Source organism: Phormidium sp. CCY1219, assembly GCF_055795085.1.
In genome coordinates this window covers 24873-41264 of the sequence record NZ_JAYFEQ010000777.1, presented here as the reverse complement: position 1 = coordinate 41264, position 16392 = coordinate 24873, and the positions used below count along the sequence as shown (strand labels likewise).

Annotated in this window: 15 protein-coding genes; 5 read left to right on the top strand and 10 right to left on the bottom strand. The window is 50.7% G+C overall.

The genetic code is table 11. From position 1 onward, the window contains the following. Positions 1-31: 31 nt before the first annotated feature. The 9 genes from AC0QH1_RS23650 to AC0QH1_RS23610 all read right to left on the bottom strand — a co-directional run bounded on the left by AC0QH1_RS23650 (position 32) and on the right by AC0QH1_RS23610 (position 10822). Positions 32-1915, bottom strand: a complete 1884-nt coding sequence (locus AC0QH1_RS23650) for a GtrA family protein (protein WP_324633832.1) — start codon at positions 1913-1915, stop codon at positions 32-34. A 273-nt stretch (positions 1916-2188) separates the two neighbouring features. Next, positions 2189-2962 (bottom strand): methyltransferase domain-containing protein, encoded by a 774-nt coding sequence (locus AC0QH1_RS23645; protein ID WP_324633831.1) that lies wholly within the window; start codon positions 2960-2962, stop codon positions 2189-2191. 10 nt (positions 2963-2972) lie between these two features. Beyond that, the gene (locus tag AC0QH1_RS23640; RefSeq protein WP_324633830.1) at positions 2973-4850 is read right to left on the bottom strand and encodes a glycosyltransferase family 2 protein; all 1878 of its coding nucleotides are present in this window, start codon (positions 4848-4850) and stop codon (positions 2973-2975) included. Between the two features lie 102 nt (positions 4851-4952). After that, positions 4953-6344 (bottom strand): glycosyltransferase family 2 protein, encoded by a 1392-nt coding sequence (locus AC0QH1_RS23635; RefSeq protein WP_324633829.1) that lies wholly within the window; start codon positions 6342-6344, stop codon positions 4953-4955. A 16-nt stretch (positions 6345-6360) separates the two neighbouring features. Then, the gene (locus tag AC0QH1_RS23630; protein ID WP_324633828.1) at positions 6361-7464 is read right to left on the bottom strand and encodes a sulfotransferase family protein; all 1104 of its coding nucleotides are present in this window, start codon (positions 7462-7464) and stop codon (positions 6361-6363) included. Positions 7465-7512: 48 nt separating this feature from the next. Next, entirely contained in the window at positions 7513-8919 is a 1407-nt protein-coding gene (locus AC0QH1_RS23625; RefSeq protein WP_324633827.1) for an ABC transporter ATP-binding protein, read from the bottom strand. A gap of 57 nt (positions 8920-8976) precedes the next feature. Beyond that, positions 8977-9777 (bottom strand): ABC transporter permease, encoded by an 801-nt coding sequence (locus AC0QH1_RS23620; RefSeq protein ID WP_324633853.1) that lies wholly within the window; start codon positions 9775-9777, stop codon positions 8977-8979. 284 nt (positions 9778-10061) lie between these two features. Continuing rightward, positions 10062-10628 (bottom strand): hypothetical protein, encoded by a 567-nt coding sequence (locus AC0QH1_RS23615; protein ID WP_324633826.1) that lies wholly within the window; start codon positions 10626-10628, stop codon positions 10062-10064. Positions 10629-10678: 50 nt separating this feature from the next. Then, positions 10679-10822 carry a hypothetical protein gene (locus AC0QH1_RS23610; RefSeq protein WP_324633825.1) on the bottom strand — a complete coding sequence of 48 codons (144 nt, stop codon included), beginning with the start codon at positions 10820-10822 and terminating at the stop codon, positions 10679-10681. Between AC0QH1_RS23610 and ruvB the strand changes: the two genes are divergently transcribed. After that, positions 10821-11933 (top strand): Holliday junction branch migration DNA helicase RuvB, encoded by a 1113-nt coding sequence (gene ruvB / locus AC0QH1_RS23605; RefSeq protein ID WP_324633824.1) that lies wholly within the window; start codon positions 10821-10823, stop codon positions 11931-11933. The two genes, AC0QH1_RS23610 and ruvB, sit on opposite strands and share 2 nt — an antisense overlap. Positions 11934-12039: 106 nt before the next feature. Further along, a complete protein-coding gene (locus tag AC0QH1_RS23600) occupies positions 12040-12894 on the top strand; it encodes a tetratricopeptide repeat protein (protein WP_442957361.1) in 855 nt (284 codons plus the stop codon). 67 nt (positions 12895-12961) lie between these two features. Here the strand turns inward: AC0QH1_RS23600 and AC0QH1_RS23595 are convergent, their stop codons facing one another. Beyond that, positions 12962-13759, bottom strand: a complete 798-nt coding sequence (locus AC0QH1_RS23595) for a TIGR01548 family HAD-type hydrolase (RefSeq protein ID WP_324633851.1) — start codon at positions 13757-13759, stop codon at positions 12962-12964. A 236-nt stretch (positions 13760-13995) separates the two neighbouring features. On the opposite strand from AC0QH1_RS23595, the gene AC0QH1_RS23590 reads away from it, so the two are divergent. The 3 genes from AC0QH1_RS23590 to obgE all read left to right on the top strand — a co-directional run bounded on the left by AC0QH1_RS23590 (position 13996) and on the right by obgE (position 16362). Continuing rightward, positions 13996-14295: a 30S ribosomal protein PSRP-3 gene (locus AC0QH1_RS23590; protein WP_324633823.1), complete on the top strand. Its 300-nt coding sequence runs from the start codon at positions 13996-13998 to the stop codon at positions 14293-14295. A 215-nt stretch (positions 14296-14510) separates the two neighbouring features. Then, the gene (locus AC0QH1_RS23585; protein ID WP_324633822.1) at positions 14511-15227 is read left to right on the top strand and encodes a Mo-dependent nitrogenase C-terminal domain-containing protein; all 717 of its coding nucleotides are present in this window, start codon (positions 14511-14513) and stop codon (positions 15225-15227) included. 106 nt (positions 15228-15333) lie between these two features. Continuing rightward, complete coding sequence (obgE, locus tag AC0QH1_RS23580) at positions 15334-16362, top strand: GTPase ObgE (RefSeq protein ID WP_324633821.1); 1029 nt, start codon at positions 15334-15336, stop codon at positions 16360-16362. Positions 16363-16392 lie beyond the last annotated feature (30 nt).

Below are 16392 nucleotides of genomic sequence, written 5' to 3'. Positions count from 1 at the left end.
TGGAACGGTGTCGCCCATTACCCACTTCACTTTATCCATTGTTGATGCCATTTTCGCGCTGAAATTCGGCCTCTTTGAGTGCCGAGAAAGAGTATAACTTATGACCCGTAAAACTGAGAAGGGCAACGCAAGCGGCACTAATCAGCCTTGCGGTGGTTGCTTCCAAACCCACCTCATCGATCAGCAATTGTAGCAGACCCAGGTTAGCCAAAAGACTGTTGAGCGCCACGGTGGCAAACACCGCATACTGCACGAACCAATTTTTCCAATAAATGCCAAATACAAAGCGACGGGAGAGCCAGAAATTCGCGCTTAAGCCGAGGAAATAACTGATACACAACGCCGAAACGTACCACAACCCCGATTGCGTTAAAATGGCAAAAACCATCACATCTACCACCGTTGCTGCGCCACCTGTAAACAGATAGCGGACAAATTGTTGCATCACTTGTACCACTTGGCGGCGACGGGAGACGTCGGTGATTTCGGCGGCGGTGGTTTTCGCCTCGGCACTCGCTTCTTCTACATATTCGCTATCGCTATTCACCGACCACAAATCGTGTTTTCCGGGCGTAACTGCATTTTCTGCCGCTAAAATTCCCATCAACAAACTGTGGTCTTGGTTGTTGTATTTAAACGCACCATAGCGACCCACTAGCTGCAAGTTTTTAAAGGACTGCAGATACTCTTGAATTTCGGCGAGGGCGATTTTGTAGTTGCCCGCATAGATGGGATAGGTGCGCGGAAGTCGCACCACAAATCCGCCGGAGACTTTCTCGTTATGCAGCAGACCAATGGTTCGCAATTCTCGTTCGGCTTTTTCCAGGAGTTCCGCTTCATCTTGTTGCCAAAGCGGTTCGTCGAAATTGCACCAATATTCGCAGCATAAGGGGGTTTGGTGGCTGTTTGGCAGCATGTGGGAAGACCAGTTGGCAAAGTTGGTGACTCGTCCGAGGTCTACACGCGGTTCGTGAATGTAAAGCCAGTTATCGGGAAATAAATTGCCGCTTTCGACGATTAAGTAAACGAGAATGGTGTTGCGAAATTTCAGGGATTTGGCGTGGTTTAAGATGCGATCGCTGGGCGGACTTTGAAGTTGCTGGAGAAAAACGGTAATTGGAATAGAGGAAATCACGCCGCCACAGTTGACGGTTTCTTTTTCTCCGGTTTGGCGATTTTTTAAGGTAATTTGGGTAACTTTGCCCTGGGTGTGATGAATTTGAGTGACTTCGGTATTCAGCAGCAGGGTTTGGTTGTTTTGCTGTAGATGGTCGGCGATTTTGTCATAAAGCTGCCCGGAACCATACTTGGGGTACTGAAAGCGATCGATCATGTTTTTGACTTTGCCATCGTTGCCTAAAATGGCATTGCGAATCGCTTTCGAGAGAGATAATCCTTTAATCCGCTGCGCCGCCCAATCGGCACTAATCTCTTCGCAAGGAATTCCCCAGAGTTTTTCCGTATATCCTTGAAAGAACATTTCAAACAGTCGCCGTCCGAATTTTGCTGTCACCCATTCGGCAAAGTTTTCCGGGTTTTTGTTGGGATAAATCCGCGCCCACAGATAAGATAAAAGAATCCGCAGATTTTCTCCAATGCCTAGGGTAAGCAGCACTTCGCGCGCTTTGAGCGGATAGCTAAAATATTTATTGCCGTAATAAATTCGGGTGAGGCGATTGACGGTGACTTGTTCGGACCCGAGCACTTCATCCCAGAGTTTGAGCACCGGGGCGAGTTTGGTGTAGAAGCGGTGGGGGCCAAAGTCGAGAATAAACCCTTCTCGTTCAAAGCTTTTTGCTAATCCTCCTACTTGGGAATCTCGTTCGACAACCACCACGGGTTGACCGAGTTTGCTTAAGGTATAGGCGGCGGCGAGTCCTGCAGGACCCCCGCCTAAAATATAAATTGGATCCATCACACCACCAGGAATTTTGACGTTGCAAAAGTTGATTTACTTTAGCTTATTGCGTGGGTTTCTAACAAGGGCGATCGCACCTGTAGCCCAAATGTGACAAGAATCTGTATTTTCCCATACCGAAATAGGATTAAATTCCCATCTCAGAACCCCCCAAGGCAATGCCACCGGGGGGTTCACATTTGAGACTTCTCCGTATTTTCACCCAAACAGCAATTCTTTAACCCTGAAAAAAGTTCGCTTGTCCTCGGAGAGTTCCCGAAATAATTGGCCTCAATCCTTGGCCGTTTTTTTGACAATCACGATAAATTCTGTGTCATTTCTTTGAAACAATTCGATTTCTAAAGGGAAGTTTAGTTGTTGGCGACAATAGAACAGCAGTTCTAAAAAAGCAGTGGGCGTCCACACGTGAAAATGAATGCTATAATTCATATCCATTAAAGATTGCACATGACCGCAGAGGTTTTGTTCCGGGACTTTATCCACCAAGCGCACGTATTCCTCAAAATGAGAATATCTGGACCACTCTGGGCCATCGGTGTAATCGCGGATGATGTGTTCTAACGAAGTGACTGGGCGATCGCGGTCAAAGGTGTAACGTTTATCCGGAACGGCTAAGTACAAAATTCCATCCTTTCTCAAAACCCGCAATAAACTTTTCAAGCTACCGATGGGATTTTCATAGTGTTCGATAGTGTGTCTGGCAATCACAAAATCAACCGATTCATCGGGAATTGAAACCAGGGTTTCACCATCCTCAATGATATCCACAGGAACGAAATCCATTCGCTCCAATTCTGGATATTGCTGCCGCAATTCTTCCACCGTCATTCGATCCAGGTACCGCACCGTAACCTCTGGCGGCACTTCTAAAGGGGAATGCAACGCCCCAATTTCGATGCCATTCCCCTTGATGTAGCAGTTGGCCAGTGTTTGGTGCAATGGCGATCGCGATTCTATGCTACCCTGACACCATATCGCCCGTTTGGCTTGAATCACCTTCCCGTTAAGGAAGGGATTGAGTTTTTTCAGCATGTTTTTCAGCATGGCGGTTTACCTATATGTTAATGCTATAGTCCTCTCTGTCTTTGGTCAAATTAGGACTATAACAAGGGTCGCGATCGATAATCTCCTTCCATTTCTCCCGCATGTACTCGATTTCTTTGGCAAATCGGGCAATTTTTTCCGGCGTATCTTCAAATCCGCGACTTTTCGATTCGTAGTGATATAACACCACATGGGGTAAGTAAATATTGCGATAGCCTTTCGCCACCATTTTCAGGCATAAATCCACATCATTAAACGCGATCGCCAGATTTTCTTCCTCCAATCCGCCCACTTCTTCAAACACTTCGCGGCGACACATCAAACAAGCGGCGGTCACGGCAGAATAATTGTTTGTGGTTTTCAACTGATAGTAATACCCCGGAACATGGGCGGGAAAATGCTTGTGACTGTGACCGGCAACCCCGCCCAAACCAATCACAACCCCCGCATGTTGTACCGTATCGTCGGGATAAAGCAATAAACCGCCCACGGCCCCGATCGCCGGTCGTTGCACTTGTTCCACCATTGCGGTCATCCAGTCGGGATTAACCACTTCCGTATCGTTATTCAAAAACAGCAGATAATCCCCGCTGGCTTTGCTCGCTGCATAGTTATTAATTTTCGAGAAATTAAACGGCACCTCGTACCGTTCGCAGCGAAAGCGATCGGGTTCTTTCGTTTTCCACTTGTCAATAATTTCTAACGTTTCCGGTTCGGTACTCCCATTATCGATTAGCAACACTTCATAGTTGGGATAGGTGGTTTTTTCAAAAATCGAAGTCAGGCAGGTATTGAGAATGCGACCTAAATTTTTCGTGGGAATAATCACCGTCACCCGGCGATAGTCGCGGATCTGGTAGCGAATAATCCAATGTCCGCCCTCCGTGGGGGTGACTTTTCCCGGTTCGCCGCGTCGTTCTAGGGCATCGCAAAGGGCGCGATACGCTGCATCGGTGGCGTAGTTTTTGCTTTCTAATTCGCTGGCGGTGGATTGCGGGTGGATGCGCCAGTGATACAATACTTTGGGAATGTGGTAAATGCGATCGGTTTTTTCCGTGAGTCGCAACACTAAATCGTAGTCTTGCGACCCTTCATATCCGATGCGAAATCCGCCGATGTCATTGACGAGCGATCGCCGATAAATTCCCAAATGGCAGGTGTACATCCGCGAGAGAAATGAGTCGGGACACCAATCGGGCTTAAAAAACGGATCCCTCAGGGTATTGCTCTCGTCAATTTTATCTTCATCGGAATAAATCATATCCGCATCGGGATGCAAATTCAGCATCAGCGCCATTTCATACAACGCATCGGCGTTGAGGCAATCATCGTGATCCAGCAACGCCACAAATTCTCCGGTTGCCAATTCTAAAGCGGAATTCGATGCGGCAGAAATATGACCGTTTTGCTCGCGAAATACCACTTTCACGCGCGTATCTTTTTCGGCATACTCTTTTAACAAAGGTTTGACATACTCCGCCGTGGAAGCGTCATCGGCAATGCATAATTCCCAGTAGGGATAAACGCTATCGAAAACGGACTCGATCGCTATTCGCAAATAGGCTTCCGGCGGGTTATAAACCGGCATCAATATGCTAATCACCGGTTTATGGGAAAAAATCGGCACCGTTGCTCTTTTTTGACGCAAATCAACCGATCTGGCAGAGTTCTGACTCAACCAATAATGATACTCCTGGAAGGGATGAACCACTTCCGGTGCCCCTTGACTGGGTAAGGGGGTTTCATCGAGCTTGAAATACAGTTTCCGGAACAGTCGAGACAGTGCATACCGCACGCCTTTGTTGGTGACGATTTCGTAAGAACGCTTGGATAAGCGTTGGATGCGAGACAGTTGCTCTCGAGTGCGAGACAGAGGATTGTTTAGCATTCGCGGTTTAACCTATCAAGTCGCTGGGAATTTGGGTCACGCTAACTAATTGGGTTGGTGCGGTGCAATGCGGCGCGCGCGGTGGAAAACTATGGCACAGGGTTAGACTTGTTCCTTCGTCAATCCGAAGGCTTTTTTTAGCTTAAACCACTGCGTCCGCAATTTCCAAAATTTACTGCTGTGCATGGCGGCGATGGTCATGTGGGCGGCGTCGAGTTCCGCTTTCGCCTGCTGGAGTTGCGCTTGCAATTGAGCTATCGATCGCTCAAAGCGATCGCCGGTTTCCTGCAGTTGGTTTTGTGCCGATCGCGCTTGTTCTTCCAGTTTTGTTTGCCACTCGTTCTGCGTTTTTTGTAAAGTTTCCTGTAAGGTTTGCTGGAAATTTTGTTCGCGATTGTCTTGCTGGGCTAAATGTTCCCGTTCTTGGTCTTCGAGTCGGGCTTTAACGTTGGCTTCTTGCGCTTGCAAATCCGCTTGATTTTGCGCGATTTGCAAATGCAGTTGCTCGATTTCGGTTTGCAACTGTTGCACTTGGTGTTGCGATTCTTCTAGTTGCTCTTCATACTCTTCCCCTTCCGTTTGCGGTTGTTTTAACTCCTCAATCTGTACCTCGCAGTCTTCCACTTGCGCTATCCGCGCCTGCAGTTGCGCCTCGGTTTCGCGCAGGTGCGATCGGGCAATCTCTAATTCAATTTCGAGTTTTTCCTGCTGCTTTTCCAGCTTTCGACAGTTTTTCTCCTCCTGCAATCGCTCGCTTTCTTTTTGCGCTAAAATATGGGCGAAATTCGTGGCATACAACCCAATATGTTTGCTGCAAATATAGCGAAATAATTCTTGGCGATTTTCCGGTTGATTGCAACCACTTACCATCGAGTCCCAGCGAAACCGATAGTGAAATAATACCTCGGGAATGTGATAAAATCTCCACCCTTTTGCGGCAGCCCCCAGCCAAAAATCCCAATCTTCATAGCCAAGTTGCTGAGGAATGTGGGAATCATACCCGCCACAATCCACCCAAACGGTTTTGCGAAACAGGGCACAAGCGTCAATATAATTCCCCGCCAGAATGCGATTGATGTCAAATTCCGGAATTTCTAAAACTCCCGTTTTTTCGCCAAACAATTCGCTATCGCCATACACCACTCCCACTTCTGGCATTTCCTCTAAAATTTCTCTGCCTTTGGTGATGTAATTGGGGGAAATTTTATTATCGGCATCTAGGGGCAAAATATAGCGACCTTTTGCCTCTTTAATGCCCCGGTTGCGCGCGGCGGCGAGTCCTTGGTTGTTCTGGTCGATGACGCGATACCCTTTTTCTTTTAAGTAGGTTAAAACCTTCACCGTGGCGGGGTCGGTGGAACCATCGTTGACGATAACGATTTCGTAGCAGTCATCTTGACAGCTTTCCACGCTGGCGATCGCCTCTAAAATAAATTGCCCCTGATTGTAACAGGGGATAACCACTGATACCGCCACATCCTTCACTTCAGACATCTATAATTCTCCTGTTTTAGCGTAGATTCACCCGATCGCCCGTCGGCGGTACGAACTGCGATCGCGCATCTGTCGTTTTACCGAGTAAGCGGGATAATCCCTGACGAATCAGCCATCCTTTTATTTTGACCCAGGTTTGCTGCACTTTCCCCAGTTTCGAGCTTTTGATGTTGTTAATTTCTGCGGTTAACTGCTGGTTTTGGGCTTGTAGGGCGCGTTTGTCTTGTTGCAATTGGGAGAGACTTTCGAGCTGACTGTGAGCTTGTAAGGCGCGATGATGCAGCATCAGGGGAAACAGTTCGAGGGGTGGCGCGGAATTTGGCTGCGGCGATGCAGAGAATTGACTCGGAATGTCGGCGATGCTATCTAATTGTTGGAGCAAAGAAAGATAGGGAAATGCGGGATTTTGCAAAAACTGCACTAAGGGATGATTGTCCTCTAACTGCTTAAACAAATGCGGGTCGTAGATTTCTTGCAAGTGCGCGGGATTAACGTTTTCGGAAAGGGGTAAACCCAGCTTTGTTTTTAACAGTTCCACCAGTCGATTAGGCTGTTGCAAAACCGAATTTACGTTCAATAAAAGGCAGCGTTCTGGATATTGGCGATAAAAGGCTAAAATCTGACGATTGTAGTACGCCCAACTTCGGATAGCATAGTCCGGGCGTTGGGAGAAAATGGTGCTATTCAGGCGGATGATAGAGTCTACCACATCCCACGGGAGACGATAGACGAAGACATATCGCGCCTCGGGAAGCAAGTGATGCCAAAAATCCAGCATCAGGGAGGTGCGGGGGTCTTTCCATCCCCAAATGCTGGCGCGATCGCGTTGAGAAACAATCGCTTTGGCGGTGTGGATATGGGAATTAAATCGATCGCGATCGAGGGTTTCGCTTTCGGTCCACCCCCAGTCGGGCCATCCTGGATCCCCGGGAGGACAACTTTCTTGCAAGCGCGATCGCTGAAATTCGAGAAAATCCACATCCTCGAAGTAACCTTTCGCATTAAAACAATCTCCGGGCAAGAGGTTTTCCCCGAAATCAACACCAATCGCTTGAATCAATGACGCCGTTAGGGAAGTTCCCGAACGGTGCATTCCGGTTACAATCAGAGGCAGGGACATAGTGGACGTTGTCAGTGAGTGAATGGGGGTTAACGGTGGGATTTCGCCTTAAATCAACTCGATTTGTTTCGGTTTCGGGTCAGCTTCGCTTTCCACCAGGGCGACACTGGGTTTTACCAGTAAGTCTACGGTTCCAGTAGCGGATAAGTTGCCTTCCTGTTGCACTTTAAACATGGCCACGTCGATACAGCGGGCCATATAGGTGAAATCTCCATTTACAATACCCGAAACCCCGGCATTTAAAAAGTACACGCCCGGATTTAGCAAACATTTAAACCTAAATTTAACCACCACTTTCCTCCCCGCTTCAACCCGCTGCATCGGTTTTTCGGAAAAGGGATAGGATGCGCCGCCTAGGTCTAAACCGCTAATGGTCTTGATTAACATGCCAAAGCGTACTTGAGTGGCAGACTCGAAAAACTCCACCGTGTAGGTATAGACATATTCGTGTCGTCCTACCAAATAATTGACTTTTTTATCCCCCAAGGTAAGAATATGCGGGTCGATAATTTCTGCGCCGCGCGATTCGTAATGAATGGTATTTTTCGGCTGCAAATCTTCATCGAAAAAAGCGCGAGCCGCTTGTTCCACGCCGGGCCATTTTGCTGCTGGGGGGACGCTGGAATTGGCGCTCAGTTTCGCCAGTTCTGTTGCCACGGATTCTTGCCCTTTATCCCGATTGAGCTGACGAATATTTTCGCAGAGTTTCTCGACTTTTCCTGGGGGAGCATAAATCAATTTTTGATATTTATCTACCACGGTTTTCGGGGTATGATAGAGGAGTAATTCCCCATCGTGCATTAAAATTGCCGAGTCGCATAATTCCACCACCATTGCGGCGGCGTGGGAAACAAATAAGATGGTGCCGCCGCGTTCTTGAATGGTTTCGATGCGGGCAAAACACTTGCGCTGGAAGGCTTCATCCCCCACGGAAAGCGCTTCATCCACCACGAGAATATCGGGATCCACGCTGGTGGCCACGGCAAAGGCTAACCGCACGAACATCCCGCTAGAATAGGTTTTCACCGGTTGGTCGAGAAAATCGCCGATATCGGCAAAGGCGACAATTTCATCGAATTTGTCTTCGATTTCGCTTTGGCTTAACCCGAGTAACTGACCGTTGAAAAAGACGTTTTGGCGTCCGGTAAATTCCGGATTAAAGCCACTTCCGAGTTCTAACAAGGCGGAAATTCTGCCTTTGACATTCACTTGCCCTTCGGTGGGGGCGAGGGTGCCGACAATGATTTGCAACAGGGTACTTTTTCCAGACCCGTTGCGCCCGACAATTCCCAGGGTTTTGCCTTTGGGAAGCTCGAGGTTGATGTGGCTCAATGCCCAGAATTCATCGGCTCTGACTTTTCCGGGGAGGAGAATTTCTTTTAAGCGATCGACCGGATGACGATAGCGCTTAAAGCATTTGGAGACATTGTTTAGCGAAATTGCAATTTCACCCATTAGATTGCTGCTGTAAAAACGGCGAAGAATTGACAAAGGTGTGTGGGAGCAGCAGGATTAAATGACGTCAGCAAAGGCTGGACGGAGTTTGCGGTACGACCAAATCCCGAGAGAGAAAATTACCGCAGAAATGGCCGTGGCAACTGCCCATTCTCCTAGGTGCCGCAGTTCTCCGACTAATAGCAAATCGCGGTAAACTTCGGCGATCGCGGCTAAAGGATTGCACCAAAACACCCATTCTCGCCACTGTTCCGGAATCACCGTCGCCGGATAGCAAATCGGCGTTAAATAAAACCACAAGTTCAATACCACGGACTGGGTTTGGGGAATGTCGCGCAAAAATACGGTAAATCCCGCCACTAAATACCCAAATCCGGCAGTTAACAAAAGCTGCGTCACCCACACGCATGGCAACAGCAATAAGGTGGGGTGTAACGTATCGGAAGAAATCGCCAATAACACGATCGCTGCCATCAAGCCAAAGGTACTCTCGATGAAGGAGGAAAGTACCGGCACTAAGGGCAGCAAGGTGAGGGGAAATACCACTTTTTTCACTAAATTCGGCTGCCCCACCACGGAGTTTGCCGCTTGGATAAATCCGTTGGTAAAGGCAATCCACGGCAATAATCCGGCAAACAGCCACAGCCCAAAGCTAAAGTTATTTTCCGGCAATCCGCTGGCGGGCAGCTTCACTTTTAAAATAATCGAAAACACATAGGTGTAAATCAGCAGTTGGGAAAGCTGATTGAGCAATGGCCATAAGTTGCCGATAATCGACCCTTTATACCGCGCTTCTAAGTCTCTTTGAACTAATATTTTGAGCAGGTTGAGTTTGACCAACCATTGCTCGTTGTCCATCGCCGCTGCATGAACTCGATTGGCCTTGCAAAAGGCTCCTTTTATGGATCTGACCAATTTTCACGTCCTCGTCCACTACCTACACACACACACACATAAAATTCCGCAGAGACAATAATTCTGCGGCTAGAATATTCCGTCTTGAATGAAATAAAATCCTTCAAGGCGGTCACTTATTTGACCCGGTGAAGGGTAATTTATCCGTAAAGTTCCGATGGTCACGATGGTAGAATTGCATCCCCTGAATGAACGGCGGTTTAAAGTAAAGTTGTCTTTACGTTTTATCAATCATAATCCGGCGAGGGCGATTTGTGGGGCGCGTCGATCGCGGCGGATAAGGCGATCGCCATTGCTTGACGTTGTTCTCCATCGTAGCCCCAGCGCTGGAGAAATGTCTCGTATTCCCCGCCTTCCCCCCGGGTACTGTCTCGCAAGGAGACGGCGATTTCTCGCAACTGAGGCAAGTTCAAATGGCGAATTAACCCAATGCTGCGATCGCGCACTCGTTCGGATTGTTTAGCCATTTCCTCGTTGTCCTCGCGGCGGTGATGCACCACCATCGCCGCTGACATGGCTACATTTTTCACCAACACCTCGCCGATGGTTTCCGGAGTTGAGCGCAACCCCTGCACTACCTCGCGGGTCGGATTGTCGGCGAACGGGCGATCGTCGGTGAGATAGGCCACGAAAAAGCCCCGCACTCCATCTTTGCTCCCCACCAATGTGGCCACAAACGCTTCTGTCTCCTTCGGGGAAATCTGACCGGATGCCAGTTGCGACAGAAACGATTGGGTCAGGGCGATCGCCTCTTGAAAACTCACTCCCTCCGGAACCTCAATCGCGTTTTTCATCACTCAACCCCCACAAACAGCATTTAAAACATGGTACAATATTGCGCCGTTTATCGCCGAGACCCCCCACCTCCGGTTCCCCACCATTCCCGCTGCACCCGCGATCGCCCCCCACCCCCCAAAACTGTAGCAATGTTTTGCGCCGAAAAAGCGGCTAGGATTGTAGGAAACGCAACTTCGAGATAGGGACTCATGGCAATTATCTCCTCCCACCAACAGCCGGAGGAACCGAAGCGATCGCGCAAAGCGGCGGAGAAAAGCGCCGCGTATCGCACCTCGGAACCCTCGGTACTGGCGGCTTCCCAAACCCCTGCAGAACAACTTGACCCGCAACAAGAAGACTCCATCCGACCGCAGCGACTGGCGGACTACATCGGGCAAAAAGACCTGAAAGAGCTGCTCGATATCGCGATTAAAGCGGCTCAATCCCGCCAGGAAGCCCTGGATCATTTATTGCTCTATGGGCCGCCGGGACTGGGCAAAACCACGATGGCGCTGATTTTAGCCGCCGAGATGCAGGTGGGGTGCAAGATTACTTCCGCCCCGGCGTTGGAACGTCCGCGCGATATCGTGGGGTTGCTGGTAAATCTGCAACCGGGGGATGTTTTGTTCATTGACGAAATCCATCGCCTGAGTCGGATGACGGAGGAGATTCTTTATCCGGCGATGGAGGATTACCGGGTTGATATTACGATCGGCAAAGGATCTAGTGCCCGCACCCGCAGCATTCCCCTGCAGCGATTTACCTTGGTGGGCGCAACCACCCGCATCGGACATCTGAGTTCCCCCTTGCGCGATCGCTTTGGTTTGATTCAACGGTTGCGCTTTTACGAGGTGGAGGAACTGTGCGAAATTGTCCGGCGATCGGCGCAAATCCTGAAAACTCAGGTGTCTGACGATGGCGCGGCGGAAATTGCCCGTCGGTCTCGCGCAACCCCCCGAATCGCTAACCGACTGCTCAAACGGGTGCGCGACTATGCCCAAGTGAAAGAATGTGGCGAAATTACCGCTGCGGTGGCTAGGGATGCTCTAGAATTGTTTAACGTGGATCCTTGCGGCTTGGATTGGACCGACCGCCGTTTGCTCAGCGTGATGATTGAAAATTTTAATGGCGGCCCGGTGGGCTTGGAGACGATCGCCGCCGCGACGGGGGAAGATTCTCAAACTATCGAAGAAGTTTACGAACCTTATCTATTGCAAATTGGCTATTTGAATCGCACCCCGCGCGGTCGCGTCGCCACCACCGCCGCTTGGCAGCACTTGGGTTACTCTTCCCCGCCGGAACAGTTATCATTACGCTTTTAAGCAAGGAATTAACCTTCAGGGGCTTACGCAATCCACGTTAAAATAGATTTTCCCACACCCTATCCCAGGGAATGACCGTTCACCCCCGATTGAGGACGATTTTCAATTGCACAGAACTTCTGAACCGTTGACCTTTCGCAGACTCCTGACTGTAGCGTGCCTCTGTTTTGTCAGCCTCGCCCTGTGGCTGGCACCGGTGGCTCCTGCTGACGCCGTGGCGGCTGCCAAAACGGGCCAGGAGCTGACGGCGGAGGAGTTGTCCCACCTGGAGGACCTCTCGCGCCGTGCCTTCAGTGCGACCAATGCCGGCTCCTATGACCAGGCAGAAGCGTATTTGACGGAAATGATTGAGAAACTGCCAGAAAATCCGGCAATTTGGAGCAATCTGGGAAATGTGAAAGTCAGCCAAAACAAGATTTCTGAGGCGATCGCCGACTATAATAAAGCGATCGAATTGGCTCCCTATGCCCCGGATCCCTATCTCAATCGCGGTACGGCTCTGGAACGCTTGGAACGCTGGGAGGAGGCGATCGCCGACTATAACCAGGTTTTGGAAATCGACCCGGAGGATGCCGCCGCCTATAACAACCGAGGCAATGCTAAAGCTGGCTTGCAACAATGGGAAGCTGCCCTCGCTGACTACCAAAAAGCAACCGAACTCGCCCCGCAATATTCGTTTGCTCGCGCGAACTACGCCCTGGCTCTGTATCAACTGGGCGAAACCGATGCCTCGATTCGCACCATGCGTTCTTTATTGCGAAAATATCCCAAGTTTGCCGATGTCCGGGCGGCGCTGACGGCGGCACTATGGGAGAAAGGAAGACGCGGCGAAGCGGAAAGTAACTGGGTTTCGGCGGTTGGCCTGGATCCGCGCTACAAAGATATCGAGTGGGTGGCGCAAGTCCGCCGCTGGCCCCCCGCAATGGTCTCCGCTTTGGATCGCTTTCTCAACATCGAGTGATATCATCTCTCATTCTCTATTCTCTATTCTCTATTCTCTATTCTCTATTCTCTATTCTCTATTCCCCCTAGGGCGTTATCAATTCTTGAATTAAAGCAGGGGTGAGTTCTTGCACGTTGCCCAAAACCACAGCCGCGCCGGCTTGTTTGAGGGTGTTGCTGTAGGCGTCGCGACGGGCGGGGGTTTCTCCCACGTGGGGGGGCAATACGCCGACGCCGATCCAGGTGCGGGAGGGCTGCTGTTGTTTGGCTTTCTCCACGGTGTACAAATCCGCCACGGTATCGCCGATGTAAACCACCGGGATTTCTGGGGGACACCCATTGCGGGTTTCTAGCAGGGCCACGGTGGCGAGCAAGCCGGTGGGGTCGGGTTTTCCGGGGGCATCTTCCATCGCCACCACCACCGGTTCGCGGATGCCCAATCCCCCTTCTAGGACATAGGCGGCTTCGGCGCGCATGGCACCACTGAAAAAGCCCCAGGGTATCCCGGCGCGGGTTAAATTTTCCAGATAGGCGGGTTGCATGAGTAATGGCTCTTGACAAATGTAGCCAGTCATGGTATTGGGGTCTGGGCCGCGATAGCGCGATTGAAAAAAGGCGACGAGGCGATCGTAGTCGAGGTTGAGTTGCGATCGCGGTTTGCCCTGGGTCTCGAAGTAGCGATACACTAATTCTCGCGAGGCTTCCCAGTCGTTGTTCCAGATGCCTTCGGATTTCAGGGCGTCGATGTCTGCAGATGAGGGTCGATAGGCGCGATCGCTAAACTGCTCTACGGTATCGGCGATCGCCCTGCGGTAGGATCCACTCACATCCCGCACGACTCCATCAATATCAAACACCGCGATCGCCTTGGCTGTTTTGACCATGTTCTTTGCATCCCGTGCCACTTCGGCTACAATTGTCCGTCCGCGAGGGGGTAAAGCCTGTGGGGCAATCCCGAGAACGGCTGGCACTGCGATCGCCGCTCCTGACTCGCTCCCTCCCAATTTACCCCAAAGTCGAAATTATTTTGCATTGCTCTGGTAATCTGGGCCAGTTCTGCGTTACAATAAAGTGCTGTACTTAGATGAGAATCGGTCCATACTGATTTCTGGAGGTGTGATTGTCAAAGTTCATTTTAAAAGTTCTCTGGTTAGAGGATAACGTTGCGATCGCGGTTGACCAAGTTGTAGGCAAAGGCACCAGCCCTTTGACTCAATACTTCTTCTGGCCTCGGAACGATGCCTGGGAACAACTGAAGGATGAAATGGAAGCGAAGCATTGGATTTCCGAGAGTGAGCGCATTGAGTTGCTCAACAAAGCCACTGAAGTCATTAACTATTGGCAAGAAGAAGGCAGAAAGCTTCCCATGTCTAAGGCTCAGGATAAATTTCCTGAAGTGGCATTTACCGGTAGCAGCTAACGCCACTGCGCTTCGCCTTTCTTTTAGCGGATACCCACGCGGGATATCCGCTCTTCTAATTTTCTAGCCTTTTTCATGTCACCTCAAGCCAAAGGGGAAACGCCTCCTTTTCCCCGGTCTTTCGATGCCGATTTTGTGCCTGCTGTGACAACCACGAGACCGGATGCAAGCGTTACCATAAAGTTGAGCACATCCACTCAATAGGTTTAATTTTTATGACTGGTGTTGTTAAATCTCCCTTAACAAGCGACCAGATTTCTGTGTGGCTGAGAGGTCTGCTGACGATTGCTTGGGCTGATGGACACTTCGATCGAGAAGAAAAAGATTTAATTGCAGAACTTACCCAAGAAGAGTTAGCGCCCTCCTTAGATCTAGGGTCTCTAGAACAAATCGAACCGCAAGCCTTGGCTGAGGTTTTAGGCACCGATGAACTCATCGGCGAGAATTTCTTGCGAACTGCGGTGATGGTGGCGGTGGCGGATGGGGTATATTCGGCCTCGGAAGCGGACAAGATCCACGACTTTTGCGATGCGTTAGGACTCAATATCGACGTGCTAGACGCCCTGCGCCATACCCTCTGGGATGGTCAACCGGGGGATGGCGTGGATCCCCAGGCGGTGGCGGTGGCGGGAGAGGGAGCGGCGATCGACCCTCACCAAGCCCACAAGCATCAGATCGATGTTCTCTCGCCGGTGCGCCATTGGCTCGACGATCTCGATATCCACGATCCGAGACTGGCTCGATTTTTGTGCAAAATGATTCCGCCGCAGTGCCCCTTCGAGCGCGATATCAAATTGTTCGGTCATAAGGTGGTCCATGTTCCGCCCCTTTGTCACCTCAACCCGCTCTACGAGCAATTGGTGGGTCTGCGCTTCCGGGCTTTATCTTATTTGGCGGATGATTGCGGTGAAGATGTCACCCCCTATTGTTAATCTCGATTCCCCTACCCCCACTCCGTTTCCGGTTCGGGATCCGCACCGGGCAGCCAGCCGCCTTTTCGGCTTAAAATTATCTATTAGCAACAGGTAAAACACAACTATGCAATTTATCGATCGCGCTGAAATTGAAGTCGAAGGCGGTAAGGGGGGTGACGGAATTGTGGCTTTCCGGCGGGAAAAATACGTGCCCGCTGGAGGTCCGGCGGGGGGTAATGGCGGTCGCGGGGGATCCGTGATTTTCCAGGCGGTGGAACACCTGCAAACCTTACTGGATTTTAAATACAACCGCAAGATAAGGGCGGAACATGGCTTCCGGGGCGGTCCGAACAATCGCACGGGCGCGAATGGCAGCGATCGCATCCTGGAGGTGCCGGTGGGGACCGTGGTTTATGACGCCACCACGGCGGAGGTTATCGGCGACCTGATCGCACCCGAGCAAACGTTAGTGGTGGCGAAAGGCGGGAAAGGCGGTTTGGGGAACAAACACTTCCTCAGCAACAGCAACCGCGCTCCAGAGTACGCCTTACCCGGATTGGAAGGGGAGCGGCGAGTTTTGCGCTTGGAACTCAAACTGCTGGCTGAGGTGGGCATTCTCGGCAAACCCAACGCCGGCAAATCTACCCTAATTGCCGCATTGTCCGCCGCCCGACCCAAAATCGCGGACTATCCCTTCACCACTTTAGTTCCTAACTTAGGTGTGGTGAGAAACCCCACCGGGGATGGCACGGTGTTTGCAGATATTCCGGGGTTGATCGAGGGCGCTCATCACGGCGCGGGTCTCGGTCACGAGTTTTTACGCCATATCGAGCGCACTAGAGTGCTGCTGCACTTAATCGACATCACCGCCCCAGACCCAATTTCGGATTATCAGATGATTCAGGAGGAGTTGGAGGCGTATGGACGCGGTTTGGCGCAACGACCGCAAATTCTCGCGTTTAATAAAATGGATGCCTGCGATCGCTCCCCGGCTGAAGTGGAAGCTCTCGCCTCTCACTTAAACCAGCTTAATCCCGCCCCCCTGTTTCGCATTTCCGCCGTCACCGGAGAAGGTCTCGATGGGTTAATGCAAGAAGTGTGGAAAACCCTCGATCGCATGGCACAACCGGAAGGCGATCGGGTGGGAGTTTGAGCAACAGCCGCCGGGGAGTTTAAGTCCCCG

Bases quoted from the DNA above. Each gene is read 5' to 3' on its own strand.
- AC0QH1_RS23650 (WP_324633832.1), bottom strand. From the start codon at position 1,915: ATGGATCCAATTTATATTTTAGGCGGGGGTCCTGCAGGACTCGCCGCC.
- AC0QH1_RS23645 (WP_324633831.1), bottom strand. From the start codon at position 2,962: ATGCTGAAAAACATGCTGAAAAAACTCAATCCCTTCCTTAACGGGAAG.
- AC0QH1_RS23640 (WP_324633830.1), bottom strand. From the start codon at position 4,850: ATGCTAAACAATCCTCTGTCTCGCACTCGAGAGCAACTGTCTCGCATC.
- AC0QH1_RS23635 (WP_324633829.1), bottom strand. From the start codon at position 6,344: ATGTCTGAAGTGAAGGATGTGGCGGTATCAGTGGTTATCCCCTGTTAC.
- AC0QH1_RS23630 (WP_324633828.1), bottom strand. From the start codon at position 7,464: ATGTCCCTGCCTCTGATTGTAACCGGAATGCACCGTTCGGGAACTTCC.
- AC0QH1_RS23625 (WP_324633827.1), bottom strand. From the start codon at position 8,919: ATGGGTGAAATTGCAATTTCGCTAAACAATGTCTCCAAATGCTTTAAG.
- AC0QH1_RS23620 (WP_324633853.1), bottom strand. From the start codon at position 9,777: ATGGACAACGAGCAATGGTTGGTCAAACTCAACCTGCTCAAAATATTA.
- AC0QH1_RS23615 (WP_324633826.1), bottom strand. From the start codon at position 10,628: ATGAAAAACGCGATTGAGGTTCCGGAGGGAGTGAGTTTTCAAGAGGCG.
- ruvB (WP_324633824.1), top strand. From the start codon at position 10,821: ATGGCAATTATCTCCTCCCACCAACAGCCGGAGGAACCGAAGCGATCG.
- AC0QH1_RS23610 (WP_324633825.1), bottom strand. From the start codon at position 10,822: ATGAGTCCCTATCTCGAAGTTGCGTTTCCTACAATCCTAGCCGCTTTT.
- AC0QH1_RS23595 (WP_324633851.1), bottom strand. From the start codon at position 13,759: ATGGTCAAAACAGCCAAGGCGATCGCGGTGTTTGATATTGATGGAGTC.
- AC0QH1_RS23585 (WP_324633822.1), top strand. From the start codon at position 14,511: ATGACTGGTGTTGTTAAATCTCCCTTAACAAGCGACCAGATTTCTGTG.
- obgE (WP_324633821.1), top strand. From the start codon at position 15,334: ATGCAATTTATCGATCGCGCTGAAATTGAAGTCGAAGGCGGTAAGGGG.